The sequence below is a fragment of the [Enterobacter] lignolyticus SCF1 genome (genome assembly GCF_000164865.1).
Lineage (GTDB): Bacteria > Pseudomonadota > Gammaproteobacteria > Enterobacterales > Enterobacteriaceae > Enterobacter_B > Enterobacter_B lignolyticus.
This window is the reverse complement of the sequence record NC_014618.1, coordinates 3796937-3816524: the sequence shown is the minus strand read 5'-3', so window position 1 is coordinate 3816524 and position 19588 is coordinate 3796937. Positions and strand designations below refer to the sequence as shown.

Annotated in this window: 18 protein-coding genes; 16 read left to right on the top strand and 2 right to left on the bottom strand. The window is 57.0% G+C overall.

The genetic code is table 11. The features are described 5' to 3' along the window. Window positions 1-3: 3 nt before the first annotated feature. The 13 genes from rseP (at window position 4) to tilS (ending at window position 17019) form a co-directional block, all read left to right on the top strand. On the top strand, window positions 4-1356 hold the full coding sequence (gene rseP / locus ENTCL_RS17785; protein ID WP_013367527.1) for a sigma E protease regulator RseP: 1353 nt from the start codon (window positions 4-6) through the stop codon (window positions 1354-1356). Window positions 1357-1387: 31 nt separating this feature from the next. Beyond that, entirely contained in the window at window positions 1388-3799 is a 2412-nt protein-coding gene (gene bamA / locus ENTCL_RS17780) for an outer membrane protein assembly factor BamA (protein ID WP_013367526.1), read from the top strand. Between the two features lie 121 nt (window positions 3800-3920). Then, window positions 3921-4415 (top strand): molecular chaperone Skp, encoded by a 495-nt coding sequence (gene skp, locus ENTCL_RS17775; protein WP_013367525.1) that lies wholly within the window; start codon window positions 3921-3923, stop codon window positions 4413-4415. A gap of 3 nt (window positions 4416-4418) precedes the next feature. Then, complete coding sequence (gene lpxD / locus ENTCL_RS17770) at window positions 4419-5444, top strand: UDP-3-O-(3-hydroxymyristoyl)glucosamine N-acyltransferase (RefSeq protein ID WP_013367524.1); 1026 nt, start codon at window positions 4419-4421, stop codon at window positions 5442-5444. Between the two features lie 104 nt (window positions 5445-5548). Next, on the top strand, window positions 5549-6004 hold the full coding sequence (gene fabZ / locus ENTCL_RS17765) for a 3-hydroxyacyl-ACP dehydratase FabZ (RefSeq protein WP_006817227.1): 456 nt from the start codon (window positions 5549-5551) through the stop codon (window positions 6002-6004). A 3-nt stretch (window positions 6005-6007) separates the two neighbouring features. Further along, window positions 6008-6796 carry an acyl-ACP--UDP-N-acetylglucosamine O-acyltransferase gene (gene lpxA / locus ENTCL_RS17760; RefSeq protein WP_013367523.1) on the top strand — a complete coding sequence of 263 codons (789 nt, stop codon included), beginning with the start codon at window positions 6008-6010 and terminating at the stop codon, window positions 6794-6796. Next, entirely contained in the window at window positions 6796-7941 is a 1146-nt protein-coding gene (gene lpxB / locus ENTCL_RS17755; protein WP_013367522.1) for a lipid-A-disaccharide synthase, read from the top strand. Before lpxA ends, lpxB begins: the two co-directional genes overlap by 1 nt. Continuing rightward, window positions 7938-8534: a ribonuclease HII gene (gene rnhB / locus ENTCL_RS17750; RefSeq protein WP_013367521.1), complete on the top strand. Its 597-nt coding sequence runs from the start codon at window positions 7938-7940 to the stop codon at window positions 8532-8534. Before lpxB ends, rnhB begins: the two co-directional genes overlap by 4 nt. Before the next feature lie 34 nt (window positions 8535-8568). Further along, entirely contained in the window at window positions 8569-12051 is a 3483-nt protein-coding gene (gene dnaE / locus ENTCL_RS17745; protein WP_013367520.1) for a DNA polymerase III subunit alpha, read from the top strand. Window positions 12052-12063: 12 nt separating this feature from the next. After that, a complete protein-coding gene (gene accA, locus ENTCL_RS17740; protein WP_013367519.1) occupies window positions 12064-13023 on the top strand; it encodes an acetyl-CoA carboxylase carboxyl transferase subunit alpha in 960 nt (319 codons plus the stop codon). A gap of 99 nt (window positions 13024-13122) precedes the next feature. Beyond that, entirely contained in the window at window positions 13123-15261 is a 2139-nt protein-coding gene (locus tag ENTCL_RS17735; RefSeq protein ID WP_013367518.1) for a lysine decarboxylase LdcC, read from the top strand. 58 nt (window positions 15262-15319) lie between these two features. Next, the gene (locus tag ENTCL_RS17730) at window positions 15320-15712 is read left to right on the top strand and encodes a VOC family protein (protein WP_013367517.1); all 393 of its coding nucleotides are present in this window, start codon (window positions 15320-15322) and stop codon (window positions 15710-15712) included. Further along, window positions 15709-17019: a tRNA lysidine(34) synthetase TilS gene (gene tilS / locus ENTCL_RS17725; protein WP_013367516.1), complete on the top strand. Its 1311-nt coding sequence runs from the start codon at window positions 15709-15711 to the stop codon at window positions 17017-17019. The genes ENTCL_RS17730 and tilS overlap by 4 nt, the downstream gene beginning before the upstream one ends. Window positions 17020-17036: 17 nt before the next feature. Here tilS and rof read toward each other — a convergent pair whose 3' ends face one another. Continuing rightward, window positions 17037-17297, bottom strand: coding sequence for a Rho-binding antiterminator (gene rof, locus ENTCL_RS17720; protein ID WP_013367515.1), 261 nt, complete (start codon window positions 17295-17297; stop codon window positions 17037-17039). Next, a complete protein-coding gene (locus ENTCL_RS17715; RefSeq protein ID WP_013367514.1) occupies window positions 17284-17484 on the bottom strand; it encodes a YaeP family protein in 201 nt (66 codons plus the stop codon). The genes rof and ENTCL_RS17715 overlap by 14 nt, the downstream gene beginning before the upstream one ends. Before the next feature lie 194 nt (window positions 17485-17678). Between ENTCL_RS17715 and ENTCL_RS17710 the strand changes: the two genes are divergently transcribed. From ENTCL_RS17710 to nlpE, 3 genes are read left to right on the top strand one after another with little or no spacing between them, the layout of a single operon-like run. Next, window positions 17679-18224 (top strand): YaeQ family protein, encoded by a 546-nt coding sequence (locus ENTCL_RS17710; protein ID WP_013367513.1) that lies wholly within the window; start codon window positions 17679-17681, stop codon window positions 18222-18224. Beyond that, window positions 18221-18643 (top strand): alternative ribosome rescue aminoacyl-tRNA hydrolase ArfB, encoded by a 423-nt coding sequence (gene arfB / locus ENTCL_RS17705; RefSeq protein WP_013367512.1) that lies wholly within the window; start codon window positions 18221-18223, stop codon window positions 18641-18643. Before ENTCL_RS17710 ends, arfB begins: the two co-directional genes overlap by 4 nt. A gap of 30 nt (window positions 18644-18673) precedes the next feature. Further along, window positions 18674-19369, top strand: a complete 696-nt coding sequence (gene nlpE, locus ENTCL_RS17700) for an envelope stress response activation lipoprotein NlpE (protein ID WP_013367511.1) — start codon at window positions 18674-18676, stop codon at window positions 19367-19369. Window positions 19370-19588 lie beyond the last annotated feature (219 nt).

The following is a 19588-nucleotide window of genomic DNA, read 5'->3' as shown; positions in this document are numbered from 1 at the left end:
TTTATGCTGAGCATCCTCTGGAATCTGGCGGCATTTATCATTGCACTGGGCGTGCTTATTACCGTGCATGAGTTTGGCCATTTCTGGGTTGCTCGCCGCTGTGGCGTTCGCGTGGAACGATTCTCCATCGGTTTTGGCAAAGGGCTCTGGCGGCGCGTCGATAAGCACGGCACCGAGTTCGTTATTGCCCTGATTCCGCTGGGCGGCTACGTCAAAATGCTGGACGAGCGCGTTGAGCCGGTGGCCCCGGAAATGCGCCATTATGCGTTTAACAATAAAACGGTGGGGCAGCGCGCTGCCATCATCGCCGCCGGGCCGGTCGCGAACTTTATTTTTGCTATCTTTGCTTACTGGCTGGTGTTTATCATTGGCGTCCCGGGCGTTCGTCCGGTGGTTGGCGAAATAACGCCCAATTCGATCGCCGCGACAGCACAAATTGCACCAGGAACGGAACTTAAAGCCGTCGATGGTATCGAAACGCCTGATTGGGATGCAGTGCGTCTGGCGTTGGTCACGAAAATTGGCGACAGCCAGACCACGCTCACCGTGGCGCCTTTCGGCAGCCAGCAGCGTCAGGATAAGGTTCTGGATCTGCGCCACTGGGCGTTTGAGCCGGATAAAGAAGATCCTGTCGCGTCGCTTGGCATCCGTCCGCGCGGTGCGCAGATTGAACCGGTACTTGCCGAAGTGCAGCCGACGTCAGCAGCACGGAAGGCGGGTTTGCAAGCGGGTGACAGGATCGTTAAAGTCGATGGTCAACCGCTGACGCAATGGATGACGTTTGTTACCCTTGTGCGCGACAACCCGGGTAAAGCGCTGCAGCTTGAGATAGAAAGACAGGGGAGCCTCTTGTCTTTAACGCTGATACCGGATACAAAACCCGGTAAAGAAAAAGCGGAAGGATTTGCTGGCGTGGTGCCGAAAGTCATTCCACTGCCAGATGAATACAAAACAGTGCGCCAGTATGGGCCGTTTGCCGCTATCGGCGAAGCCACGGATAAAACCTGGCAGCTGATGAAGCTTACGGTTCAAATGCTGGGGAAATTGATCACCGGTGACGTAAAACTGAACAACCTCAGTGGGCCGATTTCTATCGCCCAGGGGGCTGGAATGTCTGCGGAGTTTGGGTTGATTTACTATCTGATGTTTCTTGCGCTCATCAGTGTGAATCTGGGCATCATCAACCTGTTCCCGCTTCCCGTTCTTGACGGGGGTCATCTGCTCTTTTTGGCGATTGAAAAGCTGAAAGGCGGGCCGGTATCCGAGCGAGTTCAAGACTTAAGTTACCGCATTGGCTCAATACTGCTGGTGCTGTTAATGGGGCTTGCACTTTTCAATGATTTCTCTCGGTTGTAAGAGAGTTAGTTAGGAAGAACGCATAATAACGATGGCGATGAAAAAGTTGCTCATAGCGTCGCTGCTGTTCGGCAGCGCGACCGTATACGGTGCTGACGGGTTCGTAGTGAAGGATATTCATTTCGAAGGCTTGCAGCGTGTCGCTGTTGGTGCCGCCCTCCTCAGCATGCCAGTTCGTCCTGGCGATACCGTCACTGATGAAGACATCAGTAATACTATCCGCGCTCTGTTTGCCACTGGCAACTTCGAGGACGTTCGCGTCCTGCGCGATGGCGATACGCTCCTTGTGCAGGTAAAAGAGCGCCCAACGATTGCCAGCATCACTTTCTCCGGCAACAAGTCGGTAAAAGATGACATGCTCAAGCAAAACCTTGAGGCCTCTGGCGTTCGCGTTGGTGAATCTCTGGACCGCACCACCCTCTCTGATATTGAGAAAGGGCTGGAGGATTTCTACTACAGCGTCGGTAAATACAGCGCCAGCGTGAAAGCTGTGGTAACGCCGCTGCCGCGCAACCGCGTCGACCTGAAGCTGGTCTTCCAGGAAGGCGTCTCCGCTAAAATTCAGCAAATCAACATCGTCGGCAACCATGCGTTTTCGACCGATGAGCTGATCTCCAACTTCCAGCTGCGCGACGAAGTGCCGTGGTGGAACGTGGTGGGCGATCGCAAGTACCAGAAACAAAAGCTGGCGGGCGACCTCGAAACCCTGCGCAGCTACTATCTGGATCGCGGCTACGCGCGTTTCAATATCGATTCGACGCAGGTCAGCCTGACGCCGGATAAGAAAGGCATTTATATCACCATCAACGTTACCGAAGGCGATCAGTACAAGCTGTCCGGCGTTGCGGTGAGCGGCAACCTGGCCGGGCATTCTGCGGAAATTGAAAGCCTGACCAAAGTGCAGCCGGGCGAGCTGTATAACGGCACCAAAGTAACCAAAATGGAAGATGACATTAAGAAACTTCTTGGTCGCTATGGTTACGCTTATCCACGCGTGCAGTCGCAGCCGGAAATCAACGATGCCGATAAGACCGTGAAGCTGCACGTTAACGTCGATGCGGGCAACCGTTATTACGTGCGTAAGATTCGCTTTGTCGGCAACGATACGTCGAAAGACGCCGTCCTGCGTCGTGAAATGCGCCAGATGGAAGGGGCCTGGCTGGGCAGCGACCTGGTTGACCAGGGCAAAGATCGTCTGAACCGACTGGGCTACTTTGAAACTGTCGATACGGATACCCAGCGCGTGCCGGGCAGCCCGGATCAGGTCGACGTGGTCTACAAGGTTAAAGAGCGCAACACCGGTAGCTTCAACTTTGGTATCGGTTACGGTACTGAAAGCGGCGTGAGCTTCCAGGTCGGGGTGCAGCAGGATAACTGGTTAGGTACGGGCTACTCTGTCGGCATTAATGGCACCAAGAACGACTACCAGACCTACTCCGAACTGTCGGTAACCAACCCGTACTTCACGGTAGACGGTGTGAGCCTTGGCGGCCGTATCTTCTACAATGACTTTAAAGCGGATGACGCTGACCTGTCCTCATACACCAACAAGAGCTATGGTGTTGATGGCACGCTGGGCTTCCCGATTAACGAATACAACTCCCTGCGCGCAGGTCTGGGCTACGTACATAACGACCTGTCCAACATGCAGCCGCAGGTGGCGATGAACCGTTATCTGGACTCTATCGGCCAGACGACCAGCACGACATCGACTGACAACAGCTTCTCCGCCGATGACTTCACCTTCAATTACGGCTGGACGTACAACAAACTGGACCGCGGCTTCTTCCCGACGGACGGTTCGCGCGTCAACCTGAATGGTAAGGTCACACTCCCGGGATCTGATAACGAGTTCTACAAGATCTCGCTTGATACGGCTTCGTATTTCCCGATCGATGACGATCATAAATGGGTCGTGCTGGGTCGTACCCGTTGGGGCTATGGCGATGGCTTAGGCGGCAAAGAGATGCCGTTCTATGAGAACTTCTACGCCGGTGGTTCCAGCACCGTCCGTGGTTTCCAGTCTAACAACATCGGTCCGAAAGCGGTCTACTACGGGCCGAACCAGGATAACTGCGGCAGCACCTCGACGGGCGTGTGTAAATCTGAAGATGCGGTGGGCGGTAACGCCATGGCGGTCGCCAGTCTTGAGCTGATCGTACCGACGCCGTTCATCAGCGACAAGTACGCGAACTCTGTCCGCACCTCCTTCTTCTGGGATGCGGGTTCTGTCTGGGATACGCACTGGGATAATACCGCGCAGATGAAAGCGGCGGGAATTCCTGACTACAGCGATCCGAGCAATATTCGTATGTCTGCTGGTATCGCATTACAATGGATGTCTCCGCTGGGGCCGTTGGTCTTCTCCTACGCTCAGCCGTTCAAGAAGTACGAAGGGGACAAAGCAGAGCAGTTCCAGTTTAACATTGGTAAAACCTGGTAATTGGTCTGTGCAAAGGAATGCTAGTGCAGTGTAGCGATGACATCTGGCGATCACGGCGTGGTCGCATGACATCGCAAAGAACGGTGCCCTCGGGCACTCATGGGATGGTAAGGAGTTTATTGTGAAAAAGTGGTTATTAGCTGCAGGTCTGGGTTTAGCGATGGTTACCTCCGCGCAAGCCGCAGACAAAATTGCGATCGTTAACATGGGCAGCCTGTTCCAGCAGGTCGCACAGAAAACTGGCGTTTCTCAGACGCTGGAAAACGAATTCAAAGGCCGTGCAGCTGAACTGCAGCGCCAGGAATCCGATCTGCAGGCGAAAATGCAGCGTCTGCAGCGTGATGGCTCTACCATGAAGGCTGCTGACCGCAGCAAACTGGAAAAAGACATCATGTCTCAGCGCCAGGCTTTCTCCCAGAAAGCGCAGCAGTTTGAGCAGGATCGTGCGCGTCGTTCTAACGAAGAGCGCGGCAAACTGGTTACACGTATCCAGGCTGCAGTGAAGACCGTAGCGAGCAGCCAGAACATCGACCTGGTTGTTGACGCGAACACCGTGGCTTACAGCGGCAACGATGTAAAAGACATCACTACCGACGTACTGAACCAGGTTAAATAAGTAATGCCTTCAATTCGACTGGCTGATTTAGCAGAGCAGTTGGATGCAGAATTACACGGTGATGGCGATATCGTCATCACCGCAGTCGCGTCCATGCAATCTGCACAAACAGGTCACATCACGTTCATGGTGAATCCAAAATACCGTGAACATCTGGCGCTGTGCCAGGCGTCTGCTGTCGTAATGACGCAGGACGATTTGCCCTTTGCCAAAAGCGCGGCGCTGGTGGTGAAAAACCCCTACCTGACGTACGCCCGCATGGCGCAAATTCTCGATACCACGCCTCAGCCGGCACAGGATGTCGCGCCCGGCGCGGTGATCGATGCCAGCGCGACGCTGGGTAAAAACATTTCAATCGGCGCGAACGCCGTTATCGAGTCCGGCGTTGTGCTTGGCGATAACGTGTGCATCGGCGCGGGTTGTTTCATCGGTAAGAATACCAAAATCGGCGCGGGCACCCGTCTGTGGGCGAATGTCTCCATTTACCATGAGATTGAAATCGGCGAAAATTGCCTGATTCAGTCCAGCACGGTGATCGGCTCCGACGGTTTTGGTTATGCCAACGATCGCGGCAACTGGGTGAAGATCCCTCAGCTGGGCCGCGTGATTATTGGCGATCGCGTGGAGATCGGCGCCTGTACGACGATCGATCGCGGCGCGCTTGACGACACCGTCATTGGCAATGGCGTGATCATCGACAACCAGTGCCAGATTGCGCACAACGTGGTCATCGGTGACAATACTGCCGTTGCCGGCGGCGTTATTATGGCAGGTAGTCTGAAAATTGGTCGTTATTGCATGATTGGCGGCGCCAGCGTCATTAACGGCCATATGGAAATCTGCGATAAAGTGACCGTGACCGGTATGGGGATGGTCATGCGACCAATCACCGAACCTGGCGTGTATTCCTCAGGTATCCCGCTGCAGCCTAATAAGGCGTGGCGTAAAACCGCGGCGCTGGTGATGAACATTGATGATATGAGCAAACGCCTCAAGGCGCTTGAGCGCAAAGCCGGTCAACAAGACTGATATCTCATTCATTACGCGCCAAACTTCCCGGCCTGTCTGATTTCTTATAATCCGGCAGGCCGTGTTATTATTGCCATTCAGTATATTTTGACAGGAAGAGTATTTTGACTACTGACACTCATACTCTGCACATTGAAGAGATTCTGGAACTTCTGCCGCACCGCTTCCCATTCTTGCTGGTTGATCGCGTGCTGGATTTTGAAGAGGGTCGTTTTCTGCGCGCAGTTAAAAATGTCTCCGTAAACGAGCCGTTTTTCCAGGGGCATTTCCCTGGTAAGCCGATTTTTCCAGGCGTACTGATTCTGGAAGCCATGGCGCAGGCCACGGGTATTCTGGCATTTAAGAGCGTGGGTAAACTGGAGCCGGGTGAGCTGTACTATTTCGCAGGCATCGATGAAGCTCGCTTCAAGCGTCCGGTAGTGCCAGGCGATCAGATGATTATGGAAGTCACCTTTGAGAAAACCCGCCGTGGCCTGACCCGTTTTAAAGGCGTGGCGCTGGTTGATGGTAAAGTTGTTTGCGAAGCGACCATGATGTGCGCCCGCAGCCGGGAGGCCTGATACGTGATTGATACTACCGCCTTTATTCATCCGACCGCCATTGTGGAAGAAGGCGCCGTCATTGGCGCTAACGCCCATATTGGTCCGTTTTGTATTGTCGGCGCCAACGTCGAAATCGGCGAAGGTACCGTACTGAAATCTCATGTCGTGGTAAACGGTCACACCAAAATCGGTCGTGATAATGAGATTTATCAGTTCGCCTCCATTGGCGAAGTGAACCAGGATCTGAAATATGCTGGCGAACCGACCCGTGTGGAGATTGGCGATCGCAACCGCATTCGCGAAAGCGTCACCATTCATCGTGGCACAATACAGGGCGGTGAGTTGACGAAGGTGGGCAGTGATAACCTGCTGATGATCAACGCGCACATTGCGCATGATTGTTCAATTGGCGATCGCTGTATCCTCGCCAATAACGCGACATTGGCGGGGCACGTATCGCTGGGCGATTACGCAATTATCGGCGGCATGACGGCTATCCATCAGTTCTGCAGCATTGGCGCGCACGTCATGGTTGGCGGCTGCTCCGGTGTTGCGCAGGACGTCCCGCCGTACGTTATTGCGCAGGGTAACCACGCGACGCCGTTCGGTGTGAATATCGAAGGGCTGAAGCGCCGCGGTTTCAGCAAAGAGGCGATTATTGCGATCCGCAATGCCTACAAACTGCTGTACCGCAGCGGCAAAACGCTGGAAGAGGCCAAACCGGAAATTGCCGCGCTTGCGAAGGCGCATCCGGAAGTGAAAGCGTTCTCTGACTTCTTCGAGCAGTCGACGCGTGGTCTGATTCGTTAATGGCTGAACGTCCTTTAACGATAGCCCTGGTCGCCGGAGAAACCTCCGGCGATATTCTTGGCGCCGGTCTTATCCGCGCGCTGAAGGGCCGCGTGCCCAACGCGCGTTTTGTCGGCGTTGCCGGGCCGCGTATGCAGGCTGAAGGCTGTGAAGCATGGTATGAGATGGAAGAGCTGGCGGTGATGGGCATTGTTGAAGTGCTCGGACGCCTGCGCCGTTTGCTGCATATTCGTGCCGATCTGACCCGCCGTTTTAGCGAACTGAAGCCGGATGTTTTCGTCGGTATCGATGCGCCGGATTTCAACATCACGCTCGAAGGCAACCTGAAAAAACAGGGCATTAAAACCATTCATTACGTCAGCCCGTCCGTCTGGGCCTGGCGACAAAAACGCGTTTTCAAAATTGGCAGATCGACAAATCTGGTGCTGGCATTTCTGCCTTTCGAAAAAGCGTTTTATGACCGTTTCAACGTTCCCTGCCGCTTTATCGGGCATACGATGGCGGATGCGATGCCGCTCGATCCTGATAAAAACGCCGCGCGCGATGCGCTGGGCATTGCGCATGACGTGCATTGTCTGGCGCTGCTGCCGGGGAGCCGCAACGCCGAAGTCGAGATGCTGAGCGCCGACTTCCTGAAAACCGCGCAGATTTTGCGCCAGCATTACCCCGATCTTGAGGTTGTCGTGCCGCTGGTGAATGCCCGGCGCCGCGAGCAGTTCGAGCGTATTAAAGCCGACGTAGCGCCTGACCTGAAGGTGCATCTGCTTGACGGCATGGGGCGCGAGGCGATGATCGCCAGCGACGCCGCGCTGCTGGCTTCCGGTACGGCGGCGCTGGAGTGCATGCTGGCGAAATGTCCGATGGTGGTGGGCTATCGCATGAAGCCTTTCACCTTCTGGCTCGCCAAACGTCTGGTGAAAACCGATTATGTTTCCCTGCCGAATCTGCTGGCGGGACGCGAGCTGGTAAAAGAACTTTTGCAGGACGAATGTCAGCCGCAGGCGCTTGCCGACGCGCTATTGCCGCTGCTGGCCAACGGCAAAACCAGCCATGCCATGCACGACATTTTCCGTGAACTGCACCAGCAGATCCGCTGTAATGCCGATGAGCAGGCGGCGGATGCGGTGCTGGAGCTCGCCCAATGATGGAATTTATCTACCCCCATACGCATCTGGTCGCTGGCGTCGATGAGGTCGGGCGCGGCCCGCTGGTCGGCGCGGTGGTGACCGCGGCGGTGATCCTCGATCCGGCCAGGCCGATCGTCGGGCTGAACGACTCGAAAAAGCTGAGTGAAAAACGTCGGCTGGCGCTGTTTGATGAAATCAAAGAGAAGGCGCTTTGCTGGAGCCTCGGGCGCGCCGAGCCGCACGAGATCGACGAGCTGAATATTCTGCATGCCACCATGCTGGCGATGCAGCGCGCGGTGGCCGGGTTGCACATTACGCCGGAGTATGTGCTGATCGACGGCAACCGCTGTCCGGCGCTTCCGGTACCGTCGATGGCGGTGGTGAAGGGCGACAGCCGGGTGGCGGAAATCAGCGCCGCATCCATACTGGCGAAAGTGACGCGCGACGCCGAAATGGCCGAGCTGGACGTGACCTTCCCGCAGTATGGTTTTGCGCAGCATAAAGGGTATCCCACCGCTTTTCATCTGGAAAAGCTGGCAGAACATGGCCCTACCGAACAGCACCGGCGCAGTTTTGGCCCGGTGAAACGGGCGCTGGGCCTGGCGTCCTGAATCAATACGCAATTAAGTAACGCGGAATCTGAAGATGGCTGAACCACGTTTCGTACACCTGCGGGTGCATAGCGACTACTCCATGATCGATGGGCTGGCAAAGACCGGGCCGCTGGTGAAAAAGGCGGCCGCGCTTGGCATGCCTGCGCTGGCGATCACCGATTTTACCAACCTGTGCGGCCTGGTGAAGTTCTACGGAACCGGCCACGGCGCCGGGCTGAAGCCCATCGTCGGCGCGGATTTCCATGTCCAGAACGATCTGCTCGGCGACGAAATGAGCCAGCTGACGGTGCTTGCCGCCAACAATACCGGCTACCAGAACCTGACGCTGCTGATTTCCCGCGCCTACCAGCGCGGCTATGGCGCGCAAGGGCCATGGATCGACCGCGACTGGCTGGTGGAGCTGAACGAAGGGCTTATCCTGCTCTCCGGCGGCCGTATGGGCGACGTCGGGAAAAGCCTGCTGCGCGGCAACGCCGCGCTGGTCGAGCAGTGCGCTGCGTTTTACGAAGAGCATTTCCCTGACCGCTATTTTCTGGAGCTGATTCGTACCGGCAGAGCCGACGAAGAGAGCTATCTGCACGCGGCGGTAAAACTGGCGGAAGAGCGCGGTCTGCCGGTCGTGGCGACCAATGACGTTCGCTTTATCGACGCCGGCGATTTTGACGCCCATGAGATCCGCGTCGCCATCCATGACGGCTTTACGCTCGACGATCCGAAGCGTCCGCGCAACTACTCCTCGCAGCAGTACATGCGCAGCGAAGAGGAGATGTGCGAGCTGTTTGCCGATATCCCGGAAGCGCTGGAAAACAGCGTTGAGATCGCCAAACGCTGTAACGTCACCGTACGTCTGGGCGAATATTTCCTGCCGCAGTTCCCGACCGGCGAGATGACCACCGAAGATTTCCTGGTCGTGAAATCGAAAGAGGGTCTGGAAGAGCGTCTGGAATTTTTGTTCCCTGACGAAGCTGAACGGAAAGAGAAGCGTCCCCCCTACGACGAGCGTCTGGACATTGAGCTGCAGGTTATTAACCAGATGGGGTTCCCGGGCTACTTCCTCATCGTAATGGAATTTATCCAGTGGTCGAAGGACAACGGCGTGCCGGTAGGGCCGGGCCGTGGTTCCGGCGCCGGGTCGCTGGTGGCGTATGCGCTAAAAATTACCGACCTTGACCCGCTGGAGTTCGACCTGCTGTTCGAACGTTTCCTGAACCCGGAACGTGTGTCGATGCCCGACTTCGACGTCGACTTTTGCATGGAGAAACGCGACCAGGTTATCGATCACGTAGCAGAAATGTACGGGCGTGAAGCGGTATCGCAGATCATCACCTTCGGGACCATGGCGGCGAAGGCGGTTATCCGCGACGTGGGGCGCGTATTGGGCCATCCGTATGGTTTCGTCGACCGAATTTCTAAGCTGGTGCCGCCCGATCCGGGGATGACGCTGGCGAAAGCCTTCGAGGCTGAACCACAGCTGCCGGAAATTTACGAGGCGGACGAAGAGGTTAAAGCGCTGATCGACATGGCGCGTAAACTCGAAGGCGTCACGCGTAACGCCGGTAAACACGCGGGCGGCGTGGTTATCGCCCCGACCAAAATTACCGATTTTGCGCCGCTCTATTGCGATGAGTCCGGGAATCACCCGGTTACCCAGTTCGATAAAAACGACGTGGAATATGCTGGACTGGTGAAGTTTGACTTCCTGGGGTTGCGTACGCTCACGATCATCGACTGGGCGTTGAAAATGATTAACCCACGTCGGGCTAAACAGGGGCTGGAGCCGATAGATATTGCCGCCATCCCGCTCGACGATAAGAAAAGCTTCGACATGCTGCAGCGCTCGGAAACCACTGCGGTATTCCAGCTTGAATCGCGCGGCATGAAGGACCTTATCAAGCGTCTGCAGCCGGACTGCTTCGAAGATATGATAGCCCTGGTGGCCCTGTTCCGTCCGGGGCCGCTGCAGTCGGGGATGGTAGATAACTTTATCGACCGTAAGCACGGGCGCGAAGAGATTTCCTACCCGGACGTTCAGTGGCAGCATGAAAGCCTGAAGCCGGTGCTGGAGCCGACCTACGGCATCATTCTGTACCAGGAACAGGTCATGCAGATTGCCCAGGTGCTTTCCGGCTATACCCTCGGCGGCGCGGACATGCTGCGTCGTGCGATGGGTAAGAAAAAGCCGGAGGAGATGGCCAAGCAGCGCGGCACCTTCGAAGAGGGTGCGAAGAAGAACGGCGTTGACGGCGAACTGGCGATGAAAATCTTTGACCTGGTGGAGAAATTCGCCGGTTACGGCTTTAACAAATCGCACTCCGCGGCCTACGCGCTGGTCTCCTACCAGACGCTGTGGCTGAAGGCGCACTATCCGGCCGAGTTTATGGCGGCGGTGATGACCGCCGATATGGATAACACCGAAAAAGTGGTTGGGCTGGTGGATGAATGCTGGCGCATGGGGCTTAAAATCCTGCCGCCGGATATCAACTCGGGCCTGTATCATTTCCACGTTAACGATGACGGTGAAATCGTTTACGGCATCGGCGCGATTAAGGGCGTCGGCGAGGGTCCCATTGAGGCCATCATCGAGGCGCGCAACAACGGCGGCTACTTCCGCGAGCTGTTTGACCTCTGCGCCCGTACCGACACCAAAAAGCTCAACCGCCGGGTGCTGGAAAAACTGATTATGTCAGGCGCCTTTGACCGTCTGGGGCCGCACCGCGCCGCGCTGATGAATTCGCTCGGCGATGCGCTGAAGGCGGCCGATCAGCACGCAAAAGCCGAAGCCATCGGCCAGGCGGATATGTTCGGCGTACTGGCGGAAGAGCCGGAGCAGATTGAGCAGTCCTACGCCAGCTGCCAGCCGTGGCCGGAACAGGTGGTCCTCGACGGCGAGCGGGAAACGCTGGGGCTGTATCTGACCGGCCACCCGATCACCCAGTACCTGAAAGAGATAGAGCGTTACGTCGGCGGCGTAAGGCTTAAAGACATGCATCCGACCGATCGTGGTAAAGTGACCACGGCGGCGGGTCTGGTGATTGCGGCGCGGGTAATGGTCACCAAGCGCGGCAATCGTATCGGCATCTGTACGCTGGATGACCGTTCCGGGCGTCTGGAGGTGATGTTATTCACCGAAGCGCTGGATAAATATCAGCAATTGCTGGAAAAAGACCGCATACTTATCGTCAGCGGACAGGTCAGCTTTGATGACTTCAGCGGGGGTCTTAAAATGATGGCCCGCGAAGTGATGGATATTGACGAAGCCCGGGAAAAATATGCTCGCGGGCTTGCTATCTCGCTGACGGACAGGCAAATTGATGACCAGCTTTTAAACCGTCTCCGTCAGTCTCTGGAACCCCACCGTTCGGGGACCATTCCAGTACATCTCTACTATCAGAGGGCGGATGCACGCGCGCGGTTGCGTTTTGGTGCAACCTGGCGCGTCTCTCCGAGCGATCGTCTTCTCAACGATCTGCGTGGCCTCATCGGTTCGGAGCAGGTGGAACTGGAGTTTGACTAATACAGGAATACTATGAGTCTGAATTTCCTTGATTTTGAGCAGCCAATTGCAGAGCTGGAAGCGAAAATCGATTCCCTGACTGCCGTTGGCCGTCAGGATGAAAAACTGGATATTAACATCGACGAAGAAGTTCATCGTCTGCGCGAAAAGAGCGTTGAGCTGACGCGTAAAATCTTCGCCGATCTCGGTGCATGGCAGGTAGCCCAGCTGGCTCGCCATCCGCTGCGTCCGTACACCCTGGATTATGTCCGCCTGGCGTTCGACGAGTTTGACGAACTGGCCGGGGACCGCGCTTACGCTGATGATAAAGCGATCGTCGGCGGTATTGCGCGTCTTGATGGTCGTCCGGTGATGGTGATTGGCCACCAGAAAGGCCGTGAAACCAAAGAGAAGATCCGTCGTAACTTCGGTATGCCGGCGCCGGAAGGCTACCGCAAAGCGCTGCGTCTGATGGAAATGGCGGAACGCTTTAATATGCCGATTATCACCTTCATCGACACCCCGGGCGCGTATCCGGGCGTTGGTGCGGAAGAGCGCGGCCAGTCTGAAGCGATTGCCCGCAACCTGCGTGAAATGTCGCGCCTGAGCGTACCGGTTATCTGTACCGTTATCGGTGAAGGCGGCTCCGGCGGCGCGCTGGCAATCGGCGTCGGCGATAAAGTGAACATGCTGCAGTACAGCACCTACTCCGTTATCTCTCCGGAAGGCTGCGCCTCCATTCTGTGGAAGAGTGCGGATAAAGCGCCGCTGGCGGCGGAAGCCATGGGTATCATCGCGCCGCGCCTGAAAGAGCTGAAGCTTATCGACGCTGTGATCCCGGAACCGCTGGGCGGCGCCCACCGTAACCCGGAAGTCATGGCGGCAAGCCTGAAGGCGCAGCTGCTGGCTGACCTCGCGGACCTGGACGTGCTGAGCAAAGACGATCTGCTGAACCGTCGCTATCAGCGTCTGATGGGCTACGGCTACGCGTAAGCCTGCCGCGCATCTGAAAAAGCCACACATCGTGTGGCTTTTTTTATACCTGCGGTTTAGCTGCGCTATGATTAGCTAAGGTTTTTCCAGGAGGAACGTGTGAATATTATCGCCATCATGGGGCCGCATGGGGCCTGGCACAAGGACCAGCCCGTCAAGGAGCTGGAAGCCGCGCTGCTACAGCAGAGATTTAAAATCATCTGGCCGCAGAACAGCGCCGATCTTATCAAGCTCGTTGAGCAAAATCCGCGCATCTGCGGCGTTATCTTTGACTGGGACGAGTATGGCGTTGAGCTCTGCAGCGATATTAATCAGCTCAACGAATACCTGCCGCTGTATGCCTTTATCAATACCCATTCGACGCTTGATGTCAGCGTGTACGATCTGCGCATGGCGCTATGGTTCTTTGAGTACTCGCTGGGGACCGCAGAGGATATTGCGACCCGTATTGGTCAGTACACGCGGGAATATCTCGATAACATCACGCCGCCTTTCACCAGGGCGCTGTTCAGCTACGTGAAAGAGGGCAAATATACCTTCTGCACGCCGGGACATATGGCGGGTACGGCCTACCAGAAAAGCCCGGTAGGGTGCCTGTTTTATGATTTTTTCGGCGGCAACACGCTGAAAGCGGATGTGTCCATTTCGGTGACGGAGCTAGGGTCGCTGCTCGATCACAGCGGCCCGCATCTGGAGGCCGAAGAGTATATCGCCCGCACCTTCGGCGCCGAGCAGAGCTACATGGTGACCAATGGCACCTCGACGTCGAATAAAATCGTCGGTATGTATGCGGCGCCTGCCGGCAGTACGCTGCTTATCGATCGCAACTGCCATAAGTCGTTAGCGCATCTGCTGATGATGAGCGATGTCGTTCCCCTGTGGCTGAAGCCGACGCGCAATGCGCTGGGTATTCTGGGCGGGATCCCGCGTCGGGAGTTCAGCCATGAGAGCATTCAGCAGAAGGTGGCGGAGACGCAGGGCGCCCAGTGGCCCGTCCATGCGGTCATTACTAACTCGACCTACGACGGTCTGCTGTACAACACCACGTGGATCAAAGAGACCCTGGACGTTCCCTCGATCCACTTTGATTCCGCCTGGGTGCCCTACACCCAGTTCCACCCGATCTATGACGGCAAAAGCGGCATGAGCGGCGGGCGGGTGCCGGGAAAAGTGTTCTTTGAAACCCAGTCGACCCACAAAATGCTGGCGGCGCTCTCTCAGGCTTCGTTGATCCACATTAAAGGCGACTACGACGAAGAGACCTTCAATGAAGCCTTTATGATGCACACCTCGACGTCGCCGAGCTACCCGATCGTTGCCTCTATCGAAACGGCGGCGGCGATGCTGCGCGGCAACCCGGGGAAACGGCTGATTAACCGCTCCGTTGAGCGGGCGCTGCATTTTCGCAAGGAGGTTCAGCGCCTGCGCGAGGAGTCTGACGGCTGGTTCTTCGATATCTGGCAGCCGGAGACGGTCGAGCATGCGGAGTGCTGGCCGGTGGCGCCGGGAGAGGAGTGGCACGGCTTTAGCGATGCCGATACCGACCATATGTTCCTCGATCCGGTGAAGGTGACGATTCTTACGCCGGGTATGGACGAACAGGGAACGATGAGCGATACCGGGATCCCGGCGGCGCTGGTGGCGAAGTTTCTCGACGAGCGCGGCGTCGTGGTGGAAAAAACCGGGCCGTATAACCTGCTGTTCCTGTTCAGCATCGGTATTGATAAAACCCGGGCAATGAGCCTGCTGCGCGGCTTAACCGAATTTAAGCGCGCCTTTGATCTCAACCTGCGGGTGAAGAATATGCTGCCGGATCTGTACGCGGAGGATCCTGATTTCTACCGCAACATGCGCATTCAGGATCTGGCCCAAGGGATCCACCAGCTGATTCGTCAGCATCAGCTTTCTCACTTGATGCTGCGGGCGTTTGACGTGTTACCGGAAATGAAGATGACGCCCCATCAGGCCTGGCAGCGCCAGATCAAAGGCGAGGTTGAAACAGTCGAGCTGGAGCAGCTGGTCGGGCGAATCTCCGCCAACATGATCCTGCCGTATCCGCCCGGCGTGCCGCTGCTGATGCCCGGGGAGATGATCGCCGAGGAGAGCCGGGCCGTGCTCGATTTTCTGCTGATGCTGTGCTCCATTGGCCGCCATTATCCGGGGTTTGAGACGGATATTCACGGCGCTAAGCGCGGCGACGACGGCGTCTACAGAGTGCGCGTCTTAAAAGACGCGTGAGGGCTTGCGCAGGCGGTCCTTGCGGGAGTAACGTGCTGTCCTGCTTTAAGGAGACTTCATGCTGGGTTTAAAACAGATTCACCATATCGCCATCATCGCCAGCGATTACGCGAAGAGTAAGGCGTTCTACTGCGACACTCTGGGGTTTACCCTGCAAAGCGAGTTTTACCGCGAGGCGCGGGATTCGTGGAAGGGCGACCTGGCGCTGAACGGGCACTACACTATCGAGCTGTTCTCTTTTCCTTTTCCACCGCCGAGACCATCGCGTCCGGAGTCCTGCGGCCTGCGTCATCTGGCGTTTAGCGTGGACGATATCGACGCGGCGGTTGCGCATCTGGAAGGCCACGGCGTGAAGTGCGAGGCGATCCGTATCGATCCGTTTACGAACAAGCGCTTTACCTTTTTTAACGATCCGGACGGTCTGCCGCTGGAGCTGTATCAACAGTCATGAGCGTAACCTTACTGCCCGCCGTCAGGCGCCTGCAGCCGTATCGGCAGATCCTCGTGGCGTTCAGCGGCGGGCTGGACTCTACCGTTTTGCTCCATCAGCTGGTGTGCTGGCGGCAATCTGCGCCGGATATCCAGCTGCGCGCCATCCATGTGCATCACGGCCTAAGCCCGAATGCCGACGCGTGGGTACGCCATTGCCAGCAGCTTTGCGCGCAGTGGCAGGTTCCGCTGGCGGTGGCGCGGGTAACGCTTGCGGACGACGGTCTGGGGATTGAAGCCCATGCCCGCCAGGCGCGATATGAGGCGTTTCGTGACGCGCTGCAGCCGGGGGAAGTGCTGGCGACGGCCCAGCATCTCGACGATCAATCCGAGACGCTGCTGCTGGCCTTAAAGCGCGGCAGCGGGCCCGCCGGGCTGTCGGCAATGCCCGGCGTGGCGCCCTTCGCCGGTACGCGGCTTGTCCGCCCGCTGCTGGAGATGTCCCGCGAGTCGCTGATGCAGTGGGCGATACAGCATCAGCTGCGCTGGATTGAAGATGAAAGTAACCAGGATGATGCCTACGAACGCAACTTTCTGCGTCTGCGGGTGCTGCCGCTGCTGAAAGCGCGCTGGCCGCATTTTGCCGAGGCCTCGGCGCGCAGCGCGGCGCTGTGTGCGGAGCAGGAGCAGCTGCTGGATGAGCTCCTGGCGGATGACCTTGCGCGTCTGACGGGCGCTGAGGGGCAGCTGGCGATTATGCCGATGGCGCAGATGAGCGAACCGCGCCGCGCCGCGCTGCTGCGCCGCTGGCTGGCGCAACGCGGGGCCCTGATGCCGTCGCGCGACATGACCGCGCGCATCTGGCAGGAGGTCGCGCTGGCGCGGGAAGATGCATCGCCGGTGCTGCGGCTGGGCGCGTTTGAGGTGCGCCGCTATCAGCAGCAGCTCTGGTGGATCAAAACGTTACCGGCGCCGCCGCAGACGCCGCTTCGCTGGGATGATATCAGTTTGCCGCTGCAATTGGCGGAAGGGCATGGCGCGCTACAGCTCGTCCCTGGGCAGACGCTGCGCCACCCGCGGCCGGATGAAGCGATCACGATTCGCTATACCGCGCCGGGGCTTTTGCACATCGTCGGGCGCCATGGCGGGCGCAAGCTGAAAAAAATCTGGCAGGAGATGGGGGTTGCGCCCTGGCTTCGCGACACCACGCCGCTGCTGTTCTTCGGTGAAACGCCGATCGCCGCCGCCGGGCGGTTTGTCACGCGTGAAGGGCAATGCGGGGAAGGGGAGCCGGGGCTAACGCTGCTCTGGCATAAAAACGGGCAGTGACACTGCCCGTTTTTGCTTTACGACTCGCTGACCACTACGGTCCCGATTTCCGGGTGACTGAAGCTTGCAATCTTGTCGAGACGCAGCTCGCGGTTTTCGCCGGAGGCTTCAACCACTAAATATTCGACGTTCTTTCGTGAGACCAGATCGCTGGCTTTCGCTTTCAGCACTTCGCCATCCTTCAGCGTCAGCGTCAGGACAAGGTGGTGCTGGCAGGCGAGCTCGAGATTGTCATAGTCATCACAGTTGATGGGTTGATAAGTATCATTCATCGACATAATCGCTCACCAGTAAGTTTGCCGCCGCAAAGGCCGCTTTTTCTCTGACCGACTTTGAAATCGCGTCATCAGCCGCCACTTCATTCAATACTTTTAGCACACAACCCAGCGCATCCGGGATATACCCTAAGTCCCCGCTGGCAATTTCCGCATACCGCTTGCGTATTAACTCACAATATTTTTCCACATGCCCTCCTGTCAGCGTTCTGACTCAACTGTGGGATGCAAGTTTAAGCCTACGAAGATAAACTCTGTTTAGCAAGGTGACTATATCATACTCCTAAGCAATATCAGCAGGATGAGAATTGATACTGCGAATTCATAACAGCCTTTTGCCGCGGGTTTAGTTACACTATCTGCCCTTTTTTCGGGAGTAAAATCATGGCGCTTAAAGCGACAATTTATAAGGCGGCGGTCAATGTGGCGGATTTGGATCGCAACCAGTTTCTGGATGCCAGCCTGACGCTGGCCCGCCATCCCTCCGAAACCGAAGAGCGCATGATGCTGCGGTTGCTGGCGTGGATTAAGTATGCCGACGAACGCCTGCAGTTCACCCGCGGCCTGAGCGCCGACGAAGAGCCGGAGCTGTGGCAGCTTAACGATCATCTCGGCGTCGACCTGTGGGTGGAGCTGGGCCTGCCCGATGAGCGCAGGATTAAAAAAGCCTGCTCCCGCTCGCGGGACGTGGCGCTGTTTACCTACAACAGCCGGGCGGCGGAAATCTGGTGGCAGCAGAACCAGTCGGCGATGGGCGCGTTTGCCAACCTCAGCATCTGGTACCTGGACGATGGGCAACTGGCGCAGCTGCGTGAATTTGCCGCCCGCAACATGACGCTTCAGGCCACGCTGCAGGAAGGAACCATCTGGTTATCCGACGCTCAGAATAATCTGGAAATTCATCTGACGGCCTGGCAACAGCCCGCATGATCGTAATTTCGCGCGGCGTCGTTCTGGCGGACGATGAGGTTGAGATAACCGCCGTCAGGGCTCAGGGCGCGGGGGGACAGCACGTTAATAAGACGTCGACGGCTATCCATCTGCGCTTTGATATTCGCGCGTCGAGCCTGCCTGAGGAGTATAAGACGCGGCTCCTGGCAGCCAGCCACCACTTAATTTCTGCGGAAGGTGTGATTATCATAAAGGCGCAGGAATATCGTAGCCAGGAGATGAACCGCGAGGCGGCGCTGGCCCGGCTGGTGTCGGTGATACAAACGTTGACCGTAGTGCAGAAGCGTCGTAAAGCGACGCGTCCGACCAAAGCGTCAAAAGAGCGCAGGCTGACGTCCAAGTCACAAAAGTCGTCGGTAAAAGCGCTACGGGGGAAAGTCCGCCATTCCGGTGAATAGCGGGCAGACTAAACAGATAAGGACAGTAGGGTGAAAAAGGTATTATTAGCGATCGCGGCGCTGGGGATGCTGATGGCATTACCCGGTTGCAATAATCGAGCAGATGAGCAGACATCGCCTGCAGCGTCTGAAACCTTAGCGCCGATGCAGCAGAGCTGGCGCGGCGTTTTGCCATGCGCGGATTGTGAAGGTATTGAAACGTCGCTGTTTCTGGAAAAAGACGGCACCTGGGTAATGAATGAACGCTACCAGGGCGTGACGAAAGGGCCGGCATCGTTTGCCTCTTATGGCACCTGGGCCCGTACCGCCGAGAAGCTGGTGCTGACCGATAGCAAAGGAGAGAAATCGTACTATCGGGTGAAAGGCGACAAGCTGGAAATGCTGGATCGCCAGGGCAATCCAATTACCTCCACGCTGAACTATACGCTGGAGCCGGTCAAGGCCAGCCTGCCGCTCACGCCGATGACGATGCGCGGAATGTACTTCTATATGGCGGATGCGGCCATCTTTACCGATTGCGCCACCGGTAAGCGCGTTGCGGTAGCGAACAACGCGCAGCTTGAGCGCGACTATGCCGCAGCCCGCGGCAGCGAAACAAAACCGGTGCTGCTGGTGGTGGACGGGCACTTCACGCTGGAGCCAAACCAGGATACCGGTGAGAAGGTCAACACGCTGGCGGTCGATCGTGACGCGAAATTTATCCCCGGCAAGGACTGTAGCCACTAACCGTTGCCGCAAATAAAAAGCCTCGCAGGTGCGTAATGCTGGTCACTTAAGGTGGCCAGCAGTTTTTCTTACCGTGAACCGTACCAGGTTTGTGGGAGCGTTTTTAGTCCGGGAACTCAGGCGGCCAGATCCTTTGCCCCTATGGAAGCGTAATACGCTTTTTCAGCTTCAGCTGGCGGGATATGACCGAGACGCACCAGCAGCCATCGATTGTTGTAC